Origin of the sequence: Pandoraea sputorum, assembly GCF_000814845.2 — a bacterium.
GTDB lineage: Bacteria > Pseudomonadota > Gammaproteobacteria > Burkholderiales > Burkholderiaceae > Pandoraea > Pandoraea sputorum.
The window spans coordinates 5,447,533-5,466,798 of the sequence record NZ_CP010431.2 but is presented as its reverse complement, the minus strand read 5'-3'; the positions used below and the strand labels follow the sequence as shown (position 1 = coordinate 5,466,798).

Sequence of the window (19,266 nt, the reverse complement as noted above, 5' to 3'; positions counted from 1 at the left end):
TCGGAATACATGCTCCGGTACGCACGCGAACGAGCGCAAAGACGCGCCTTCGCCAGTGCTGGCAGGTGTCTCAGGGTCGGCCCCGACAGGTGCTCCGCGCAAAATAAGTAAAATATTAACTTTTTGCGCCCGAGACTCTCATGATCGCCCGTGTCACCCGGCTGTTCCCCTTGTGGGCCTTGCTGCTGTCCGTCTTTGCATTCTTCTCGCCGGGCAGTTTCACCGGCATCACGCCGCATGTCACGGCATTGCTCACCGTGGTGATGTTTGCGATGGGCGTCACGCTGACGTTCGACGACTTCAAGCGTGTGTTCACCCGTCCCGCCCCCATCGTTGCGGGTGTGGTGCTGCACTATCTGGTGATGCCGCTGGCCGCCTGGATCATTGCACGCGTGCTTCACATGCCCCCCGATCTGACGGCGGGCATGGTGCTTGTTGGCAGCGTAGCGAGCGGCACGGCATCCAATGTCATGATCTATCTCGCCCGCGGCGACGTTGCGCTGTCAGTCACCATCAGTGCCATGTCGACCCTCGTCGGCGTGTTCGCGACGCCGCTGCTCACGCGCTTGTACGTCGATGCCTCGATTGCTGTGGACGTCGAGGGTATGTTGTTGTCGATTCTTCAGATCGTGGCGCTGCCGATTGGCGCGGGTCTGCTCATCAATCACTTCTTCGGCCGCGTGGTACGTGCCATCGAAGGCATTCTCCCGCTGGTCTCGATGGTGGCGATCGTGCTCATCATCGGCGCCGTCGTCGGTGCGAATCAGGGCAACATTGCCACGGTGGGTCCGCTGGTCATGGTGGGCGTGATTCTGCACAACGGACTGGGGCTGCTCGGCGGTTACTGGGGCGGTCGTCTGCTGGGCTTCGACGAATCGATCTGCCGCACCCTGGCCATCGAAGTCGGTATGCAGAACTCGGGTCTGGCCGCCACGCTCGGCAAGGTCTACTTCACGCCCCTGGCGGCATTGCCGGGGGCACTCTTCTCCGTTTGGCACAACCTCTCGGGTTCGCTGCTCGCAGGTTACTGGCGGGGTCGTCCGACTGGCACAGTCAACGACAGCCAGGCGACGGCAACGCGTCCGACGCACTGAGTTTTCTTCGTGCCGCACACCGGTGTGTGCGGCACGCAACGGGAGTCCGCACCGTCATCGCGGACATTTGCCTTTCCGTCTCTCATCGCCTACAACATCGATATACCGTTCGCGGCGGTGAGAGAGTCTGTATCACGGCGCCCGTCCGTGTTTCCCTTCCCCCGCTCGCCCACAGGGCGTATTCCGACGTGACCAGCGTCGACAGTCCGCATTGCGCGTATGGCTTTGTTGCGCGATGTGCTGTCGTGGTCCGGCGTACGAGCGAGCGGTCTGGAGTGACTCAAGCATGTTGCGAAAGAATCCGCGCGGGGATTACCCCGTGGTGCACGAAACGTCGTTTGTCGATCCCACGGCCATTTTGTGCGGCCAGATCATCGTGGGTGAGAACGTCTTCATCGGACCTTATGCGGTGCTTCGCGCCGACGAGGTCGACGAAGACGGCAAGATGGAGCCGGTGGTGATCGGCGCCAATTCCAATATTCAGGACGGGGTCGTGATCCATTCGAAAGACGGCGCACGCGTGACTATCGGCGAGAACACGTCCATCGCCCATCGCTCCATCGTGCATGGACCTTGCGTGATCGGTAACAACGTTTTCATCGGCTTCAATTCGGTGCTGTTCAACTGCGTCGTGCACGATGGCGTAGTGGTGCGGCACAACAGTGTGATCGACGGGCGCGATATTCCAGAGAACTTCTACATTCCCTCGACCACACATATCAGCCGCGAGACCGATCTCGCGACCATTCCGAAGGTCACTGTCGATGCGCGCGAGTTCTCCGAATCGGTGAGCCGCACGAACGTGCAGCTCGCGCGCGCCTATCGTCGGATTCAGAACGAGTTCTGACCGGGTTTTGACGATAGGTGGCGACTCGCCAGCGTGCTGCTGGCGAGTGCGCGGTGGCCGTGAACGTTTTGTTGGAGTCCGTCATGTCTTTGAGTGTCAACGGTATTGTCATCGACGCACGCCGCGTCGCCGATGAGATCGATCAGCATCGGGACGCGGCCGATCCGGAAGCGGCCGCGCAACGCGCACTCGTGAGTCGCGAGTTGCTGCGCCAACGGGCGCGCGATCTGCGCCTGCTGGCCGAGGATGGCGGGACGAGCGACGACGCGGTCGTCGACGCGCTCTTCACGCGCGACGTGCAGGTGCGTCGTCCCACGGAAGCCGAGTGCCGGACCTACTTTCACGATCACGCCGGCCAGTTCCGCGTGGGCGACAAAGTGCAGGCGAGTCACATCCTGTTCGCCTTGTCTGCAGGGGTACCGCTCTCCAGCACGTTGGGGCGCGCGCAGTCCGCGCTCGACGCCGTGCTCGCAGAGCCGACGTCGTTCGAAACTGTCGCGCAGGCCATGTCGGATTGTCCGTCGGGACGCAGTGGCGGCAGCCTCGGCATGCTCGCGCGTGGCAGCGGCGCGCCGGAGTTCGAATTGGTGCTGTTTTGTGGCGACCGGCTGGGCGTGTTGCCGCGGCTCGTCAATACGCGTTACGGCTTTCATGTCGTGCGTATCGAACGTCGTGTGAAGGGCCGCATGCCGCCGTTCGAGCGCGTGGCCGAGCGCATTGCGGCGCAGTTGTACGAGCAGGCACGCGCACGTGCGCTGCGTCACTATGTGGCGTTGCTCGCGGACGCCGCCGAGATCAGTGGTGCGAACGACGAGAACGACGACGCGTGCGATTGGAGCGAAAGCGAGGAACCGAAACGCGTGCAGTAATGCGCACGGCATCACGCGTAATGCAAAAGGGCGCTGCCCGAGCTGGCTTCAGCAACGAAGCGGTTCGGGCAGCGCCCTTTTTTGACGTCCGCCGTCAGCCGACGATCAGTTCGAGCGTGAGCGTGTCGAGTGTGAAAGAACCGTCGTCCTGAATCTTGAAGTGCTGTCGTACGCTGTCTGCCATCGCCGTTTGCAACGCGCGGATGGCGACCTGCATCGGCGCCGGGGTGCGCATGCGTGTCGTCCACGTCTTGAAGTCGAGGTCGAGCGTGCGCGGGGTGAGCGATGCCACCGAGAATCCCGCGCCAGCCGCCATCGTCAGCCATTCACCCGCCGAGTAGTTGCGCACGTGCGAGGTGTCGCGCAGCACTTCCACCGCTTGCAGGTAGGTGTCGAACAACGGCTGTCCAGTGGAGGCGACGTCGCAGATCACGACACGGCCGCCCGGCTTGAGCACGCGCCGCATCTCGCGCAACGCTGCACCGACATCCGCCCAATGGTGTGCGCTGTAGCGGCTGAAGACGAGATCGAACGATGCGTCGGCGAATGGCAGCGATTCCGCTGCGCCGAGTTGCGTGTCGACGTTCGTCAGCCCGCGCTTGGCCGCTTCGCCCGCGACCACGCCGAGCATGTCCGCCGAGAGGTCATACGCCACCACACGGGCGACGTGCGGCGCAGTGAAGAAGCTTACGTGACCTGCGCCGCAACCCAGATCCAGGACTTGCGCATTCGGGTGCGCGCGGGCAATCGCGGCGAGTTGCTCCAGATCGGCGCCCTGTGCATGGTTGGCGCTCGTCAGATAGGCCGATGCCTGCGGGCCGAACTGACCGGTGACGACGGCGTTGTGCGCGTCATGCGAGGCGGAGGCTTTGGGTCGCTGGGTGTCGCTCATATTGCTCACGGGGAATCTCCTTCGTTTGTGGGGCGGGGCGCAATCTGTCGCGTCTTGCACGGTGTGTGCCGGGGGCTTGCGCGACATCGATGGGTCTCACGATAATGGCTCATCGATACCGGTACAAGTTGCCTGTTTATCCTGGTATGAAAACTACCCCCATGCCCGCACATTCCTCGCCTTCGGCCGAGCATACGCCGACTTCGCACCACAGCGACGACGCTCGTCAGCGTCGGGCGCTTGGTGACTTCCTGCGCGCTCATCGCGAGCGACTGACGCCCGCTGCCGTCGGTCTCCCGCCGATGGGACGGCGACGCACACCGGGGCTGCGTCGCGAAGAGGTCGCGCAGTTATGCGGCTTGTCGTCGACCTGGTACACGTGGATCGAGCAGGCGAGGGAGGTATCGATCTCGGCGGGGGCGCTGGCCGCCGTGGCGAGCGCGCTGCGGCTCTCGCGCGCCGAGCGGGCATATCTGTTCGACCTCGCGGGTAAGCGCGATCCGGAGCGCGGCGCAGCACCGCTGCCGCATCACGCGACGGCGCAGGTGCAAGCGGCGGTGGCGGCGATCGCCGCCCCCGCATACGCGCTGGACCGGTGCTGGGATGTGCTCGCCTGGAACGCGGCGGCGGCCGACATTTTTCGTGGATGGCTCGATGTGCCGGGCGGTGCAGGCGGCGCAAGTGGCACTGCCACGAAGAACCTGCTGCGCTACATCTTCCTCGACGCAGGCGCACGGACGTTGATTCAGGATTGGGAGAGCCGTGCGCGGCGCGTTGTTGCCGAGTTTCGCGCCGAGTGCAGCGCCTATCTGGACGACACGCCTGTGCGCGCCCTGACCGATGCGCTGCAACGTGAGAGCCCGGTGTTTGCGGCGCTGTGGTCGCAGCAGGACGTGGTGGAGCGCGAAGGCGGACGGCGCGGTTTCCATCACGCCGAGCGCGGTGACATCGATTTCGCGCAGGTGACGTTCCGGCTGTCGGGGCACGACGACGTCAAGCTGGTCATGTTGCTGGCGTGAGCCGAGACGTCGAAGGGCTGAGTCGAAACGTTGCTGATCCGTTGCCTAATCCGTCCCTTAGGCCTTCCCTTAAGCCTTCCCTCAACCCGCAGGACGCAGCCACTGCACGAGCAGCGTAGCGGTGGCCATGCCGAGCAGTGTCATGATCAGCGAGCCGCCCACGTGCAGGACGACGATGAACGACGCCCAGCCGATCTGGCCTTCGCGCAGCAGCGTGGTGACTTCGGCGGAAAACGTCGAGAAAGTGGTGAGGCCGCCGAGAAACCCGGTGACGACGAACAGCCGCCACTCGACGGGGATCGACGGAATGTAGCTGAACAGCGCAACGGCGATACCGATGAGATAGCCGCCACCGAGATTGGCGGTGAGGGTGCCGAGCGGAAGCGTCGGCAGGATGGCGTTGAGTTGCACGCTCAGTACCCAGCGCAGCAGCGCGCCGAGGGCAGCCCCGATGCTGATGGCGACGACCGAAGCCAGCATGTGTGATTCCTCCCGACCATCCCACAGAATAAAAAAACGGCCAGCTGTTTCAAGCTGACCGTCCTCGCCTCTCAAGCGAATACTGCGCGCGTTGCCACTGACATGGCCAAAGGACTTAGTCCTTCGGGAACGACGTGGCGCCGCCGTGCGCGCCCGACCACTCGGCCGGTGCGTGCAGGAATTTCTCGACTTCGTCGAGCGTCTTCGTGTCGAAGTGATTCTGCTGCTTCGCGACACGCAGCACGTCCCACCACGTGGCCAGCGAGTGCAGCTCCACGTCGATGTCCTTAAGCACCTGACGGCTTTCCGGGAAGATGTCGTAGTGGAACACCACGAACACGTGGTTCACCTTCGCACCCGCTTCGCGCAGCGCCTTGCAGAAATTGATCTTGCTGCGGCCGTCGGTCGTCAGATCTTCGACGAGCAGCACGCGCGAGCCTTCCGGCAGATCGCCTTCGATCTGCGCATTGCGACCGAAACCCTTCGGCTTTTTACGGACGTACTGCATCGGCAGCATCAGCTTGTCGGCGATCCAGGCAGCGAACGGAATACCTGCGGTTTCACCGCCGGCGACCGTGTCGAACTGCTCGCAGCCCACGTCCTGAATGATGACGGCCTCTGCGAAGTCCATCAGCGTACGGCGCACGCGCGGGTACGAGATCAGCTTGCGGCAGTCGGTGTAGACCGGGCTGGCCCAGCCCGAAGTGAAGATGTACGGCTTCTCGGCGTTGAAATGCACCGCGCCCACTTCGAGCAGGATCTTGGCGGTGATGTCGGAAATCGCCTGGCGGTCGATGCCAATCATGATGCGGTTCCTTAGCGTAGCTGCCCGCCGTGCGGCGTGCAGCCAGGAGTCGTTGATGAGTCAGCGATGTACCGCGCCCGATACCGCGCAAAACAGGCTACGCAGATCAACAGCTTACTGTGGCGGGACACCGTCTGAGGCAGCGGGCGACGCGTCTTGCGACGAACGGCCTGCGCTTAAACGCGAATTATGCCACAAGTTTCAGCAGATGCGACGTCAATTATGCACTGAGCGTACATTCGTCGACGCACTAGTACGCACAGTGTGCGCGCACGGCGCATATGAAAGAGCCTCTCCGACAGACGTGTCCAAAAAAAGAGACAGTTGCCGAGCCTTTATGACAGGCATACACTCTCGCCGAAATTCAGACCGGTCCAGACCATTCCCATGCCCAACGATTCCTCGCCTTCCCTTGCCGCACCGGCCTCCACCGTCGCCAAGCAAGACACCGCTTACGCGAACCGCGCCCTGTGGGCTTCGGCCATCGGCTACGCCATGGACGGCTTCGATCTGCTGATCCTCGGCTTCATCCTGCCCGCCATCGCGGCCGATCTGGCGCTCTCCAGTGCGCAGTCTGGCGCGCTCGTGACGTGGACGCTCATCGGTGCGGTCGTCGGCGGTATCGTCTTCGGCATGCTCTCGGACCGCTACGGCCGGGTGCGTGTGCTCTCGTGGACGATTCTGCTGTTCGCGGTGTTCACCGGTCTGTGCTCGCTGGCGCAGGGCTACTGGGATCTGCTGGCGTACCGGACCATCGCCGGTATCGGTTTGGGCGGCGAGTTCGGCATCGGCATGGCGCTGGCGGCGGAAGCCTGCGCGCCGGAACGCCGTGCGCGCGCGTCCTCGTTCGTAGGTCTTGGCTGGCAGGCCGGGGTGTTGGCTGCTGCACTGCTTACGCCGCTGCTGCTGCCGGTCATCGGCTGGCGCGGCATGTTCGCCGTCGGTTTGCTGCCTGCGGTGGTGTCGTTCGTGATGCGTCGCACGCTGGGCGAGCCGGAGATGTTCCTCGCCCAACAGCAACAGCCGCGCGAACACGCGCCGCTCAAGCTGCTGGTGAAAGATTGTGCGACTACGCGCGCAAGCCTCGGCGTGGCCATCCTGTGTTCGGTGCAGAACTTCGGCTACTACGGCCTGATGATCTGGATGCCCTCGTATCTGTCGAAGACGTTCGGCTATTCGCTCACCAAGTCGGCCATGTGGACGGCCGTGACCGTGCTGGGCATGGCGTTCGGCATCTGGTTGTTCGGCCGTCTGGCCGATCGGTTCGGGCGTCGCCCCACGTTCATCGGCTATCAGATCGGCGCGGTCGTCATGGTGTTCGTCTACGCGCAGCTTCAGTCGCAGTTCGCGCTGCTCATCGGCGGCGCGGTGATGGGCATGTTCGTGAACGGCATGATCGGCGGCTACGGCGCGCTGATTTCGGAGCTGTATCCGACGGCGGCGCGCGCCACGGCGCAAAACGTGCTGTTCAATATCGGCCGTGCGGTCGGCGGCTTCGGCCCGCTGACGGTCGGTGCGCTGGCGGCAGCGTACTCGTTCAAGATGGCGCTCGTGTTCCTCGCTGGCATCTATGTGCTCGACATTCTCGCGACGCTGTTCCTGATCCCCGAACGTCGCGGCGAAGCATTGCTGTAAGTCCCTGCCGTAAGGCGCGAACGCATTCCCAGCCGCACGCCAGCCTTGCTGCGCGTGCGGCATCACGCTTCTGGCGCAAGGTGTACACTTTGCGTCCTGCGGTGAGCACCGGCCGCCGCAAGTCCCACGGTCCGACGCGCGCGAGCGCGGTATTCAGGATCGGGGAAGCGATGGTCATCACGCCATTGCGCTGTGAAGAACCCCGTCGACGACACAATCGCCGAATCCCTCCGGTTGGCTCTTCCCCCCGCCGTGATCCGTCAAAAGACGGCTGAGTCCAGACGCTGCCCGCATGCGGCACAGGCCCGGCCGTCGCCCAGTTCTTAGGTATCGAGATATGGATGAACAACTGAAACAAAGCGCCCTGGCGTACCACGAGAATCCGCGTCCGGGCAAAATCTCGGTGACGCCGACCAAGCCGCTGTCGAACCAGATCGATCTGTCGCTGGCTTACTCCCCCGGCGTGGCCTACGCCTGTGAAGCCATTGCGGAAGACCCCCTCGCCGCCAATCGCTACACGTCGCGCAGCAACCTCGTGGGCGTGATTACCAACGGTACGGCCGTGCTGGGTCTGGGCAACATCGGCCCGCTCGCCGCCAAGCCGGTCATGGAAGGCAAGGGCTGCCTGTTCAAGAAGTTCGCCGGTATCGACGTGTTCGACATCGAACTCGCCGAGCACGACCCGGACAAGCTGGTCGAAGCCATCGCCATGCTGGAGCCGACGCTGGGCGGCATCAACCTCGAAGACATCAAGGCGCCGGAGTGCTTCTACATCGAGAAGAAGCTGCGTGAGCGCATGAAGATTCCGGTCTTCCACGACGATCAGCACGGCACCGCCATCATCGCTTCGGCCGCTATCCTCAACGGCCTGAAGGTCGTTGGCAAGGACATCGCAAAGGTCAAGCTGGTCTGCTCGGGCGCAGGCGCTGCCGCCATCGCCTGTCTGGATCTGTTGGTGAACCTCGGCCTCAAGAAAGAGAACATTCTCGTTCTCGACTCGAAGGGCGTGATCCACACCGGCCGCGACAAGCTCGACGAGAGCAAGGCGCGTTACGCCGTGGCGACCGACGCGCGTACGCTGGCCGACGCCAGCAACGGCGCAGACGTGTTCCTCGGCTGCTCGACCGCCGGCGTGCTGAGCGCCGACATGGTCAAGACGATGGGCACGAAGCCGCTGATTCTCGCGCTCGCCAACCCGGAGCCGGAAATCCGCCCGGAAATCGCGAAGGCTGCGCGTCCGGACTGCATCATCGCCACGGGCCGTTCGGACTACCCGAACCAGGTCAACAACGTGCTGTGCTTCCCGTTCATCTTCCGTGGCGCGCTCGACGTGGGTGCCACCACCATTACGGAAGAGATGAAGCTCGCCACCGTGCGTGCCATCGCCGAACTGGCGCAGGAAGAAGAGCAAAGCGAAGAAGTCGCGCGTGCCTATGAAGGCCAGTCGCTCGAATTCGGCCCGGAATACATCATTCCGAAGCCGTTCGATCCGCGGCTGATCATCAAGATCGCTCCGGCCGTGGCGCAAGCCGCAATGGATTCGGGTGTGGCCACGCGTCCGATCAAGGACATGGACGCCTATCGCGAACAACTCGGCACGACCGTGTATCGCACCGGCTTCATCATGCGTCCGGTGTTCGCTGCCGCGCGTGCCCGCTTCGGTAACGATGCCGCCCGTATCGTGTTCGCCGAAGGCGAAGACGAGCGCGTGCTGCGCGCCGCCCAGTTCGTGCTGGCCGAGCGTATCGCCAAGCCGATCATCATCGGTCGTCCGGCCGTGGTGGAAATGCGTCTGCAGAAGATCGGCTCGAAGCTCAAGCCGGGTGTCGACTTCGAGATCGTGAATCCGGAAGACGACGCGCGCTATCAGCGCTGCTGGCAGGCGTATCACAACCTCGGCGCACGCCATGGTGTGACGCCGGAAGTCGCCAAGGCGGCCATGCGCAAGGACAACACCCTGATCGGTGCGATCCTCGTGCATCTGGGCGAAGCCGACGGTATGGTCTGCGGCATGATCGATACGTACCACCGCCATCTGGATGTGGTCGATCAGGTGCTGGGCCGTGCTGCAGGTGTCGAGAACTACGCGGCGATGAACCTGCTGATGCTGGAGAACCGCAACCTGTTCATCAGCGACACGTATGTGAACGAAGTGCCGACGTCGGAACAGCTCGCCGAAATGACCGTGCTGGCCGCGAAGGAAATCGAGCGCTTCGGCATCGCCCCGAAGGTGGCGCTGCTCTCGAACTCGAACTTCGGCAGCGTGAAGTCGGCATCGGCTCAGCGCATGGCACGCGCCGCTGAACTGCTGGCCGCGCGTGCCCCGTCGCTGGAAGTGGATGGCGAAATGCACGGCGACGCCGCGCTGTCGGAGACGATCCGTCGCGCTGCTTACCCGGCATCGCGTCTGTCGGGCGAAGCGAACCTGCTCGTCATGCCGAACGTGGAAGCGGCCAACATCACGTACAACCTGCTCAAGATGACGGGCGGCGAAGGCGTGACGGTGGGTCCGTTCCTGCTGGGCTGCGCCAAGCCGGTTCATATCCTGACGCCGGCCGCGACGGTGCGCCGCATCATCAACATGACGGCCGTGGCTGCGGCGAACGTCACGCGTTGATGCCATACTGACGAAGGCATCCGCCGGTGCATTGCCGGTGAGCGTCGCCTTCGAAAGCGCATAAAAAAATCCCGCCAGTCGCTTACGCGCTGGCGGGATTTTTTATGGGACAGCCGTCGTCAGTGTCGTCGAGTCAGGCAGCAACGCGATGCGAATCACCATCACGGAACTGCGTAAGCAGCTTCGTCCACTTGATGCGCGTGGCGGCGAGATTCTGCTCCTTGACGTGTCCATAGCCGCGAATCTCCTGCGGCAGTTCCGCGAGTTGCACGGCCAGAGAGACGTTGTGCTCGTTCAGACGGGACAGCAGTTCGTTCACCAGCGCTTCATACTCGCCGATCAGCGCGCGCTCCGTGCGACGCTCTTCCGTCCGACCGAAGATATCGAACGCCCCGCCACGCAGGCCCTTGAACTTCGCCAGCACGCCGAACGCCTTCATCATCCAGGGGCCGTACGCCTTCTTCACGAGATGGCCCTTGTCGTCATGCTTGGCGAGCGACGGCGGCGCGAGATGGAAGCGCAGCGAGAAGTCGCCTTCGAACTGCTCGTTGAGCTTCTTCATGAACGCCGGATCGGTGTACAGACGCGCGACTTCGTACTCGTCCTTGTAGGCCATGAGCTTGTGCAGCGCACGGGCGACGGCTTCCGTCAGCGGCATTTGTGCGTTCTCGTTCGGCAGCGCCGATTCGGCAGCACGCACACGGTCCACCGTCTGCTTGAAGCGCTCTGCGTAAGCACGGTCCTGATACGCGACGAGCTGGTCGTAGCGACGCTGAATCAGCAAGTCGAGCGCTCGCGGCGAATGCAGCGTGATCAGCTTGCCGCCGGTGGCCGCCGACTCGGGTGCTTCGCCTTGCTGCGCGAGCTTGCGCACCGTGGCGAGGTCGTGTGCGGCGCGGCGTCCCCACTCGAACGCTTGCTTATTCTTCTCGATGGCCACGCCGTTCAGTTCGATGGCACGCGTGAGCGCTGCGTACGACAGCGGCACCCAGCCCTTTTGCCACGCGTAGCCCAGCACGAACGGGTTCGTGTAGATCGTGTCGCCGAGCAGTCGCAGCGAGAGATGGTTCGCGTCGACGAAATCGACGTTCTCGCCCGCCGCTGCCCGAATGTCGTTCTCCGTGCTTGCGCCGGGGAACCGCCAGTTCGGGTTGCGGATGAACTCGGCCGTCGGCGTGTGTGCGCTGTTCACGACGATGTTCGTCACGCCGTGCTGGACGCGCGAGAGCGTGTCGTCGCTGGCGGTCGTGATGGCGTCGCAGCCGATTACTACGCGCGCGTCGCCCATGGCGATACGCGTGGCGTGAATGTCTTCGGGCTGTTGCGCAATCTGCACGTGGCTCGTCACCGCGCCGCCCTTCTGGGCGAGGCCGGTCACGTCGAGCGTCGTGACACCCTTGTTCTCCAGGTGCGCTGCCATGCCGAGCAGCCCGCCGATGGTCACCACGCCCGTGCCGCCCACGCCCGTCACGAGAATGCCATACGGACGCGCAATCGCAGGCAGTGCCGGTTCCGGCAACGGCGGCAGACCGCTGCTGTCGACCTGTGCCGTCTTGGGCTTACGGAGCTGGCCGCCTTCCACCGTCACGAAGCTCGGGCAGAAGCCGTTCAGGCATGAGAAGTCCTTGTTGCACGTCGATTGGTTGATCTGGCGCTTCGTGCCGAATTCCGTCTCCAGCGGCTCCACCGACAGACAGTTCGACTTCACCGAGCAGTCGCCGCAGCCTTCGCAGACCGACTCGTTGATGACCACACGCTTGGCCGGATCGGGATACGCACCGCGTTTGCGGCGGCGGCGCTTCTCCGTGGCGCACGTCTGGTCGTAAATCAGGATCGACGTGCCCTTCACCAGACGCAGTTCGCGCTGCACGCGGTCGAGTTCGCTGCGGTGATAAACGGGAATGTCGCCGACGAGCTTCACGCCGTCGTACTTCTCGGGCTCGTCCGTCACGATGACGATCTTCGCCGCACCTTCTGCGTCGACCTGCGCCACGATCTGCGGCACGGTAAGCGTGCCGTCGACCGGCTGGCCTCCGGTCATCGCGACCGCATCGTTGTACAAAATCTTGTAGGTGATGTTGACCTTCGACGAGATCGCTGCGCGAATCGCCAGCAGACCCGAGTGGAAGTAGGTGCCGTCGCCGAGGTTCGCGAAGATGTGTTCGTCGCATGAGAACGGCGCCTGACCGATCCAGGGCACGCCTTCGCCGCCCATCTGCGAGAAGGTGTCCGTCTTGCGGTCCATCCACACGGTCATGTAGTGGCAGCCGATGCCCGCGATGGCGCGCGAACCTTCGGGCACGTTGGTCGACGTGTTGTGCGGGCAGCCCGAGCAGAACCACGGCTTGCGCTCCACGGCGATGCGCGGCTTGGATAGCGCTTGCTCCTTGGCCTCGATCACACGCAAACGCGCGGCGATGCGCTCGCGCACATCGCTCGGCAACTCGAACTTTTCCAGACGTGTGGCAATGGCTTTCGCGATGAGCGCGGGCGAGAGTTCGTAATGGGCGGGCAGCAGCCAGTTGGCCATCGGCACCGACCATTCGCCACCCGCGCCGTCCTTTTCGTCGAACTTGCCGTACACGCGCGGACGCACGTCGTCGCGCCAGTTGTACAGCTCTTCCTTGATTTGGTATTCGAGGATCTGACGCTTTTCCTCGACCACCAGAATTTCCTGAAGCCCTTGTGCGAACGCGCGCGCTCCCTGCGCTTCGAGCGGCCACACACAGCCCACTTTGTACAGACGGATGCCAATGCGCTGGCACGTGGCGTCGTCGAGGCCGAGGTCGGCAAGCGCCTGGCACACGTCGAGGTACGCCTTGCCGCCCGTCATGATGCCGAAGCGCGCATTGGGCGAGTCGACCGTCACGCGATCGAGCTTGTTGGCGCGAATGTAGGCGAGGGCGGCGTACCACTTGTAGTCGATCATCCGCGCTTCCTGCACCAGCGGCGGATCGGGCCAGCGGATGTTCAGGCCGTCGGGCGGCATGATGAAATCGTTCGGCAGACGGATGTCGACGTTGTGCGGATCGATCATCACCGAGGCCGACGATTCGACCACGTCCGTCACGCACTTCATCGCGACCCACAGGCCGGAGTAGCGGCTCATCGCCCAGCCGTGCAGACCGTAGTCGAGGTATTCCTGCACGTTCGACGGGAACAGCACCGGAATGCCGGCCGCCTTGAAGACGTGTTCGGACTGGTGCGCGAGCGTGGAGGATTTGGCGGCGTGGTCGTCGCCTGCGAGCACCAGCACACCGCCGTGCTTCGACGAGCCCGCCGAGTTGCCGTGCTTGAGCACGTCCATCGAGCGGTCGACGCCCGGACCCTTGCCGTACCACATGGAGAACACGCCATCGAACTTGGCAGGGTACAGATTGACCTGCTGCGAGCCCCACACGGCCGTGGCCGCAAGGTCTTCGTTCAGGCCCGGCTGGAAGACGATGTTATGACCGGCGAGGTGCTGCTTCGCTTTCCATAGCGAGAGGTCGAGACCGCCCAGCGGCGAGCCGCGATAGCCCGAGATAAAACCCGCGGTATTGAGCCCGGCAGCGGCGTCGCGCGCCTGCTGCAACATCGGTAGTCGAACCAGGGCCTGGATGCCGCTCATGTAAGCGCGACCGCGCTCGAGCGTGTATTTGTCGTCGAGCGTGACCGATTCTAGTGCGGCCAGCAAGCTCGGATTGACGGGGGCGTTCATGGGGTGTGCTCCTCACTCTCACTGATTTTGGGATCGCCAAAACTTCCTGCCCCTCCCGCTCTCGTGAAGCAGGACGGCAGCGTGAATGCCGGCCTTTTGATTTTGCGCTTCCGAGGGCTCACATTCGTGATGTCACTCGTCGGGCGGGGCCTTTTTCGTGATGCTGATGCCAGTCGGACTCATGGTAGCACCGGTGTCATGCCATTGCCTGACGACGGATGACGTTGGCGGTGACGTTCCATGGGTTGCCGATCGACGGCAGTATAACGAGGATTATGACGTTTACGTAAACGTAAGACGTCTGGCGTAAACCCTGTCTGGTCTTCCGGCCGGGCACCCCCCATATAAGCGACAGGTGCGGCATTGAGCCGCTTCCGCGCTTTAGGAATCATCCCCAAAATGGCGGCATTGTGTCGCGATTATGTCGGCAACCGTACGCTTGTCGGTGCCTTCTGACACGGGGGTAACAACGTGTAACGGTGCGGGGCGAACGGGAACGCAGCGGGCAGAATGCTCACTAATGCGTTACCCGATGCGTGACAAAACCGTTATCGTCACCTCGGGCACATTCATAGCGTGCTGTGAAAGCACGCAGCAACAATAAAGCGACACGTAAGAAGGAGTCACTGTGAATCAACGAAACATCGCCAAATTCCTGCTGGTTTCCGCTTCGTTCCTGACCCTGGAAGTGAGCGTCGCCCGCGCCGACGAACTGGCGCGCGACAAGACGGCCGAACCTACCCCCATTACGCAGCAGCGCACCACCCAAACGCCGCAGCGTTACGAAGGCCCGCTCGACCAGCGCACGATCGACCCGCGAGAATTCCAGCGCCGATAATCCCGTCGGCCCGATCCACCCGAATCGAGCGCCGAACGGCTACGTCGGCGTTCCATTCAACCCCCTCAGTCATTGACGGACATAGGGCGCAGCCGGAAGCGGTGGGCGCCTTTTTCTTGCCCGCTTTCTCGATTCCCATCCAGTGTAATTTCCCGTAACCGGCTATTTTTGATACCAACTTCCTAGTAAGTGGGTTTGTGCGCAATAATATTGCGCATAAATACCAAAAACAGGGAGGGGGTATGTCAAAGCTGGAACTGGACAAGATCGACCGGCGGATTCTCGCCTTGCTACAGAGCAACGGGCGTCTTTCCAATCTCGAAATCGCCGAACAGGTGCGGCTCTCGCCGAGTCCTTGCCTGCGTCGGATTCGTCGCCTTGAAGAGGCTGGCGTGATACGCGGCTATGTCGCCTTGCTGGAGCCTACACGGCTTGGGCTCGGATTGCTGGCCTATGTGAACGTGCGACTCGACAAGCGTCACCCGGGCGACGGCGAGGGCGGTTCGGTGATCGAACATTTCCGCAGCGTTGTCGATTCGTGGTCGGAAGTCGTCGGCTGCTATGCGATGGCGGGCGACATGGATTATCTCCTGCGCGTGCATGTGGGCGATATGGCGCATTTCTCGCGCTTCATGCAGACGCAACTGCTCGTCCATCCGAGCGTGGTGGACGTCAAAACCAGCTTCGTGCTCGATCAGTTGAAAGAAACGACGGCACTGCCGTTGCCCTGAACCGTGTTCGATGAACGAAAGCAAAAAACCCGGCCGAGGCCGGGTTTTTTCATGGGCGATGCCGAAGCGTCAGGCCGGGGTTCAGGCTGCGCGCTGATTCGGCAGCAGCGCACCGACCAGACGACGCGCGTTGCGCAACTGACGCTTGAGCGCGTAATCGAACGCGGCGATCTGATCCTGCATCATTTCCGAGAGCATCGACTGCGTGTCGGCCGGGGGCAGGCTCAGGTAGCCGTCTGCCTCGCCGTAGGCAAAGTTGATCTCCATACCGGCCTTCTTCGCAATGCGCATCATGCGGGCGTTGCGCGACAGGCAGTGCATGTACAGCGTGTCGACGCGCTTGTTGCGGCAATGGATCGCAGCGCGCTCGAACAGACGCGAGCCGATGCCCAGGCCACGGGCCGATTCGAGCACCGAGACGCCGAACTCCGCGACACGGCCGTTCTTGCCTTCCGGCAGTTGCGCGACGTGAGCCACGGCGACGAGCGCGAGATTGTCGTCATAGACGCCAAAGACGCTGTCACGGGAGAAATCGAGGCTGGCGACGTAGCGCGTGATGATGTCGTCGGAGACGGCCTGACCGAAGCGCAGCAGGCGGTCTTCTTCGCCGAGCGCCAGGAAATGGCGCTGGAGTCGATGGATGTCGCCGGACGTCAGCTCACGAATCAGCACGCTCGACCGCTCGTTGGCGGCAACCGTCGCGCGTGCGACGTCGGGCGTGTGGTTCGGGGCAGTCATGGCGTAATCCTTGGGTAATCTTTAGTGCGTCCACCTGATTGTGCGACGCAAAAGAATTATACCCGAAGGGCTAGGTAAAAACCCTAGGAAATTAAGTCCGAACCCTGGAGGGAAGCGTCTAAGTCTCTGAAGAATGGCGTCTTTTCTGGATTTCTCTTCTGACGACTCATCTATAAGAGTTGCTGCGAGGCAACAAAAAAGGGCGAGAATTCGCCCTTTTTGTGAGAGTGATCACTAACTCCGATTAAGGCTTCGCGGGCATCGCCGGGGCTGGAATGGCGGCTTCGATGCCGTCAGGCAATGGGGCTGCAAGGCCATGTTCGAGCACCGCGATGACTTCGTTGGCGAAGTCGCGATAACGCATGCGGCCGCCCGGTTTGAGCCACGTGAAGGTCCAGTTGATCATGCCGAACAGCATCATCGTCAGCGCGGTCTGATTGTGCTTTGCGACCCGGTCGGGGAACGCGCGCGTGAGTTGGCGTGCAAACGCCGCGACGACATCACGCTGGCGGTTGAGCACGATCTCGCGTTGCTCGTCGTTCAGGAACTTGACGTCGTTGAGCAGGGCGATGTGACGCGTCTGCGATGTCTCGTATTCGTCGAGGAACGCACGGATCAGTTCGTGGAAGGTGTCGCGCTCCGACAGGCCGCGACGCTGGCCGAGCGCCTCGACCTCGGTGACGATCAGCATCAGGCGCTTGGTGTAGCGCTCAAGCAGATCGAAGAGGATGGCGTCCTTGCTGGCGTAGTAGTGATACAGCCGGGCCTTGGATGTGCCGCAGGCGGCGGCCAGTTCGGACATCGACGTGCTCGGATAGCTCGCGCGGGCAAAGGCGTCGGCGGCGACGTCGAGAATCTGTTCGCGCTGCGATTCGTGATCGGGCGCTTTGGTACGTGCCATAAACGGGGGTTACTCCAGTCGTAAATCGCACGCGGCGGCGGCCGTGGTGTCACCGCGTAACGCGAGTCGGCCTGCCGCACCGAGTTCGCGGCAGCGCCACAAAAGAAAACGGTCGGTGGCGAAAAAACCTTCGACGCGCGGCATCATTTCGCCGAGAAATGCCGCCATAGGTGTCCAGGCCACCGGGGCGCGGGTCAGAATCTGGTCGTCGATCTCGGCGAACGTCGCGCCTTCGAACGTGTTGTGCACCCAGCGACGGACTTGCGTATTCACTTGCTTGAGCGCTCGCCATTCCAGCGACAGACGGCCAATGCGCAGCAGCGAGATCGGGGCGATACGAACGAAGCGTTCGGCCAGCACCTCCGGGGCGTACATGCCGACGCTTGTGCGACGGTAGGCGTCGCTTCCGTTCGCCGCGCCTGTCAGGTCGCTACCTCGCAGCAAGATCTCGTTCAGGCGGCCAGGCGTGCCGCGCAGCATGAAGGCCACACGACGCAGCGTCAACTGATCGGACGCGCTATCGCCGTGCCAGCACACCACCGCGTTGTCGCCTTCGACGAGGCGTTGCAGCGACGCCAGTTCCTCGCGCAGCTCACCGGCGTAGTCGCGGCCGGCCGACGGCATGACGCGCTGCCAGAACGCGGCACGCTGACGTTCGTTCTCGTCGATCTCACGCAACGGGCCGATGGCCAGATCGTCGCGCAGAACCAGGATAGGGTCGGCACGTTGCGCTTGCGCCATCGCCGCACGCAATTGCTGCGCGGCAATATCGCCACAGACGACATGGATGGTATTCATGCCCGATAGTTTACGGTATTCCCGCTACCTCGGGTTGACGCTCCCGTAATGCCCGGAATAATCGACGCATTCGCGGGATTTCATGCCGGTTTCGCTTGCGTTGCCGCCGTGTTCGCACGCGGCGGCAAGCAGGCGTTCGATCTGGCGAAACCGCGATCCCGGTGACATTGGGGACATCGCGGTCTCGGTTTCGTCGAAGCCTGCTTCGATCAGCGCTCGTCGTAGCTGACCACGACGCGCTCCGTGAGCGGACGCGCCTGGCACGTCAGCACGAAGCCCTGTTCGACTTCGTAGTCTTCGAGCGTGTAGTTCTTTTCCATGGCGACTTCGCCTTCGAGCACCTTGGCGCGGCACGTGCAGCACACGCCGCCCTTGCAGGCGTACGGCAGCGACAGGCCTGCGGCGAGACCCGTGTCCAGAATGCTCTGACCTTCATACGGCTGACGCAGGCGACGCTCTTTGCCGTCCATCACGACGACCAGCTCGGCCATCGGCGTGTCGTCGGTGATCACGACCGGCTTCGCACCGGCTTGCGGCGACGGCACACCGAAGCGCTCGACGTGGATCTTTTCCTTGGCGACACCGGCGGCGGCGAGGGCGGCTTCGGCGGCGTCCATCATCGGGCCGGGGCCGCAGATGAAGGCTTCGTCGATGCTCGCTGCGGGAATCAGCGTCTCCAGGAACGCGCTGCACTTGTCCTGATTGAGCAGACCGTTGAACAGCTCGACTTCCTGCGCTTCGTCCGACAGCACGTGATACAGACGCAGACGGCCCAGATACGTGTTCTTCAGGTCTTCGAGCGACTCGGCGAACATGATCGCGGGCACCGAGCGGTTGCCGTAGACGAGCGTGAACTGGCTGTCCGGCTCCGCTGCGAGCGTGGTCTTGATGAGCGCGAGCATCGGCGTGATGCCCGAGCCACCGGCGAAGCCGACGTAATGCTTGGCGTTGGTGGCCGACAGGCGCGTGAAGAAACGGCCGTCGGGCGTCATCACGTCGATTTGCTGTCCCGGCTTGAGTTGATCGTTCGCGAAGTTCGAGAACTTGCCGCCGGGCACGCGCTTGATGCCCACGCGCAGTTCGCCCGTGGCTTCGTATTCGGGAACGCCTACGCAAATCGAGTAGGAGCGACGGGCTTCTTCGCCGTCGATCTCGGTCTTGAGCGTGAGGAACTGGCCTTGCGTGAAGCGATAGGCGTCGCGCAGCGTGTCCGGCACCGTGAAGGCGATGGAGATGGCGTCGGCGGTCTCGGGCCGGATTTCGCGAATCGTCAGCGAATGGAATTGCGGGGTCGTCATTGTC

The 19,266-nt window shown here is 63.0% G+C and carries 16 protein-coding genes; 8 read left to right on the top strand and 8 right to left on the bottom strand.

The annotated features are described in order from the left end of the window. The first annotated feature begins 140 nt into the window (after positions 1 to 140). The 3 genes from panS (at position 141) to NA29_RS24245 (ending at position 2,810) form a co-directional block, all read left to right on the top strand. A complete protein-coding gene (gene panS, locus NA29_RS24255; protein WP_039393833.1) occupies positions 141 to 1,094 on the top strand; it encodes a ketopantoate/pantoate/pantothenate transporter PanS in 954 nt (317 codons plus the stop codon). Positions 1,095 to 1,380: 286 nt separating this feature from the next. Then, positions 1,381 to 1,941 (top strand): DapH/DapD/GlmU-related protein, encoded by a 561-nt coding sequence (locus tag NA29_RS24250; protein WP_039393831.1) that lies wholly within the window; start codon positions 1,381 to 1,383, stop codon positions 1,939 to 1,941. Between the two features lie 83 nt (positions 1,942 to 2,024). Further along, positions 2,025 to 2,810, top strand: coding sequence for a peptidylprolyl isomerase (locus tag NA29_RS24245; protein ID WP_072633376.1), 786 nt, complete (start codon positions 2,025 to 2,027; stop codon positions 2,808 to 2,810). Positions 2,811 to 2,904: 94 nt separating this feature from the next. Here the strand turns inward: NA29_RS24245 and NA29_RS24240 are convergent, their stop codons facing one another. After that, positions 2,905 to 3,702, bottom strand: a complete 798-nt coding sequence (locus NA29_RS24240) for a class I SAM-dependent methyltransferase (protein ID WP_039393829.1) — start codon at positions 3,700 to 3,702, stop codon at positions 2,905 to 2,907. 161 nt (positions 3,703 to 3,863) lie between these two features. On the opposite strand from NA29_RS24240, the gene NA29_RS24235 reads away from it, so the two are divergent. Beyond that, the gene (locus tag NA29_RS24235) at positions 3,864 to 4,721 is read left to right on the top strand and encodes a helix-turn-helix transcriptional regulator (RefSeq protein WP_039393827.1); all 858 of its coding nucleotides are present in this window, start codon (positions 3,864 to 3,866) and stop codon (positions 4,719 to 4,721) included. Positions 4,722 to 4,802: 81 nt separating this feature from the next. Here the strand turns inward: NA29_RS24235 and crcB are convergent, their stop codons facing one another. Then, complete coding sequence (crcB, locus tag NA29_RS24230; protein WP_039393825.1) at positions 4,803 to 5,201, bottom strand: fluoride efflux transporter CrcB; 399 nt, start codon at positions 5,199 to 5,201, stop codon at positions 4,803 to 4,805. Positions 5,202 to 5,316: 115 nt separating this feature from the next. Further along, complete coding sequence (locus NA29_RS24225; RefSeq protein WP_039393823.1) at positions 5,317 to 6,006, bottom strand: orotate phosphoribosyltransferase; 690 nt, start codon at positions 6,004 to 6,006, stop codon at positions 5,317 to 5,319. 387 nt (positions 6,007 to 6,393) lie between these two features. Here NA29_RS24225 and NA29_RS24220 point away from each other — a divergent pair, with 387 nt between their 5' ends. Further along, positions 6,394 to 7,641 (top strand): MFS transporter, encoded by a 1,248-nt coding sequence (locus NA29_RS24220; RefSeq protein ID WP_039393822.1) that lies wholly within the window; start codon positions 6,394 to 6,396, stop codon positions 7,639 to 7,641. Between the two features lie 337 nt (positions 7,642 to 7,978). Continuing rightward, entirely contained in the window at positions 7,979 to 10,258 is a 2,280-nt protein-coding gene (locus tag NA29_RS24215; RefSeq protein ID WP_039393820.1) for an NADP-dependent malic enzyme, read from the top strand. A gap of 133 nt (positions 10,259 to 10,391) precedes the next feature. On the opposite strand, the gene NA29_RS24210 is transcribed toward NA29_RS24215, so the two are convergent. Next, the gene (locus tag NA29_RS24210; protein WP_039393818.1) at positions 10,392 to 13,958 is read right to left on the bottom strand and encodes an indolepyruvate ferredoxin oxidoreductase family protein; all 3,567 of its coding nucleotides are present in this window, start codon (positions 13,956 to 13,958) and stop codon (positions 10,392 to 10,394) included. A 628-nt stretch (positions 13,959 to 14,586) separates the two neighbouring features. On the opposite strand from NA29_RS24210, the gene NA29_RS24205 reads away from it, so the two are divergent. Both NA29_RS24205 and NA29_RS24200 read left to right on the top strand, forming a co-directional pair. Further along, entirely contained in the window at positions 14,587 to 14,796 is a 210-nt protein-coding gene (locus tag NA29_RS24205) for a hypothetical protein (RefSeq protein WP_039393813.1), read from the top strand. 242 nt (positions 14,797 to 15,038) lie between these two features. Beyond that, positions 15,039 to 15,527: an Lrp/AsnC family transcriptional regulator gene (locus NA29_RS24200; protein WP_039393811.1), complete on the top strand. Its 489-nt coding sequence runs from the start codon at positions 15,039 to 15,041 to the stop codon at positions 15,525 to 15,527. A gap of 81 nt (positions 15,528 to 15,608) precedes the next feature. Here NA29_RS24200 and NA29_RS24195 read toward each other — a convergent pair whose 3' ends face one another. The 4 genes from NA29_RS24195 to paaE form a co-directional block, all read right to left on the bottom strand. Then, positions 15,609 to 16,265, bottom strand: a complete 657-nt coding sequence (locus NA29_RS24195) for a GNAT family N-acetyltransferase (protein ID WP_039393809.1) — start codon at positions 16,263 to 16,265, stop codon at positions 15,609 to 15,611. Positions 16,266 to 16,509: 244 nt separating this feature from the next. Further along, positions 16,510 to 17,166, bottom strand: coding sequence for a TetR/AcrR family transcriptional regulator (locus NA29_RS24190; protein ID WP_039393807.1), 657 nt, complete (start codon positions 17,164 to 17,166; stop codon positions 16,510 to 16,512). A 9-nt stretch (positions 17,167 to 17,175) separates the two neighbouring features. After that, on the bottom strand, positions 17,176 to 17,964 hold the full coding sequence (locus NA29_RS24185; protein ID WP_039393806.1) for a DUF1835 domain-containing protein: 789 nt from the start codon (positions 17,962 to 17,964) through the stop codon (positions 17,176 to 17,178). 209 nt (positions 17,965 to 18,173) lie between these two features. Beyond that, the gene (paaE, locus tag NA29_RS24180) at positions 18,174 to 19,262 is read right to left on the bottom strand and encodes a 1,2-phenylacetyl-CoA epoxidase subunit PaaE (protein ID WP_039393805.1); all 1,089 of its coding nucleotides are present in this window, start codon (positions 19,260 to 19,262) and stop codon (positions 18,174 to 18,176) included. Positions 19,263 to 19,266: the final 4 nt, after the last annotated feature.

What these genes read in the sequence shown, in the direction of transcription:
- panS (WP_039393833.1), top strand. Translation starts at nt 141, where the DNA reads ATGATCGCCCGTGTCACCCGGCTGTTCCCCTTGTGGGCCTTGCTGCTG.
- NA29_RS24250 (WP_039393831.1), top strand. Translation starts at nt 1,381, where the DNA reads ATGTTGCGAAAGAATCCGCGCGGGGATTACCCCGTGGTGCACGAAACG.
- NA29_RS24245 (WP_072633376.1), top strand. Translation starts at nt 2,025, where the DNA reads ATGTCTTTGAGTGTCAACGGTATTGTCATCGACGCACGCCGCGTCGCC.
- NA29_RS24240 (WP_039393829.1), bottom strand. Translation starts at nt 3,702, where the DNA reads ATGAGCGACACCCAGCGACCCAAAGCCTCCGCCTCGCATGACGCGCAC.
- NA29_RS24235 (WP_039393827.1), top strand. Translation starts at nt 3,864, where the DNA reads ATGCCCGCACATTCCTCGCCTTCGGCCGAGCATACGCCGACTTCGCAC.
- crcB (WP_039393825.1), bottom strand. Translation starts at nt 5,201, where the DNA reads ATGCTGGCTTCGGTCGTCGCCATCAGCATCGGGGCTGCCCTCGGCGCG.
- NA29_RS24225 (WP_039393823.1), bottom strand. Translation starts at nt 6,006, where the DNA reads ATGATTGGCATCGACCGCCAGGCGATTTCCGACATCACCGCCAAGATC.
- NA29_RS24220 (WP_039393822.1), top strand. Translation starts at nt 6,394, where the DNA reads ATGCCCAACGATTCCTCGCCTTCCCTTGCCGCACCGGCCTCCACCGTC.
- NA29_RS24215 (WP_039393820.1), top strand. Translation starts at nt 7,979, where the DNA reads ATGGATGAACAACTGAAACAAAGCGCCCTGGCGTACCACGAGAATCCG.
- NA29_RS24210 (WP_039393818.1), bottom strand. Translation starts at nt 13,958, where the DNA reads ATGAACGCCCCCGTCAATCCGAGCTTGCTGGCCGCACTAGAATCGGTC.
- NA29_RS24200 (WP_039393811.1), top strand. Translation starts at nt 15,039, where the DNA reads ATGTCAAAGCTGGAACTGGACAAGATCGACCGGCGGATTCTCGCCTTG.
- NA29_RS24195 (WP_039393809.1), bottom strand. Translation starts at nt 16,265, where the DNA reads ATGACTGCCCCGAACCACACGCCCGACGTCGCACGCGCGACGGTTGCC.
- NA29_RS24190 (WP_039393807.1), bottom strand. Translation starts at nt 17,166, where the DNA reads ATGGCACGTACCAAAGCGCCCGATCACGAATCGCAGCGCGAACAGATT.
- NA29_RS24185 (WP_039393806.1), bottom strand. Translation starts at nt 17,964, where the DNA reads ATGAATACCATCCATGTCGTCTGTGGCGATATTGCCGCGCAGCAATTG.
- paaE (WP_039393805.1), bottom strand. Translation starts at nt 19,262, where the DNA reads ATGACGACCCCGCAATTCCATTCGCTGACGATTCGCGAAATCCGGCCC.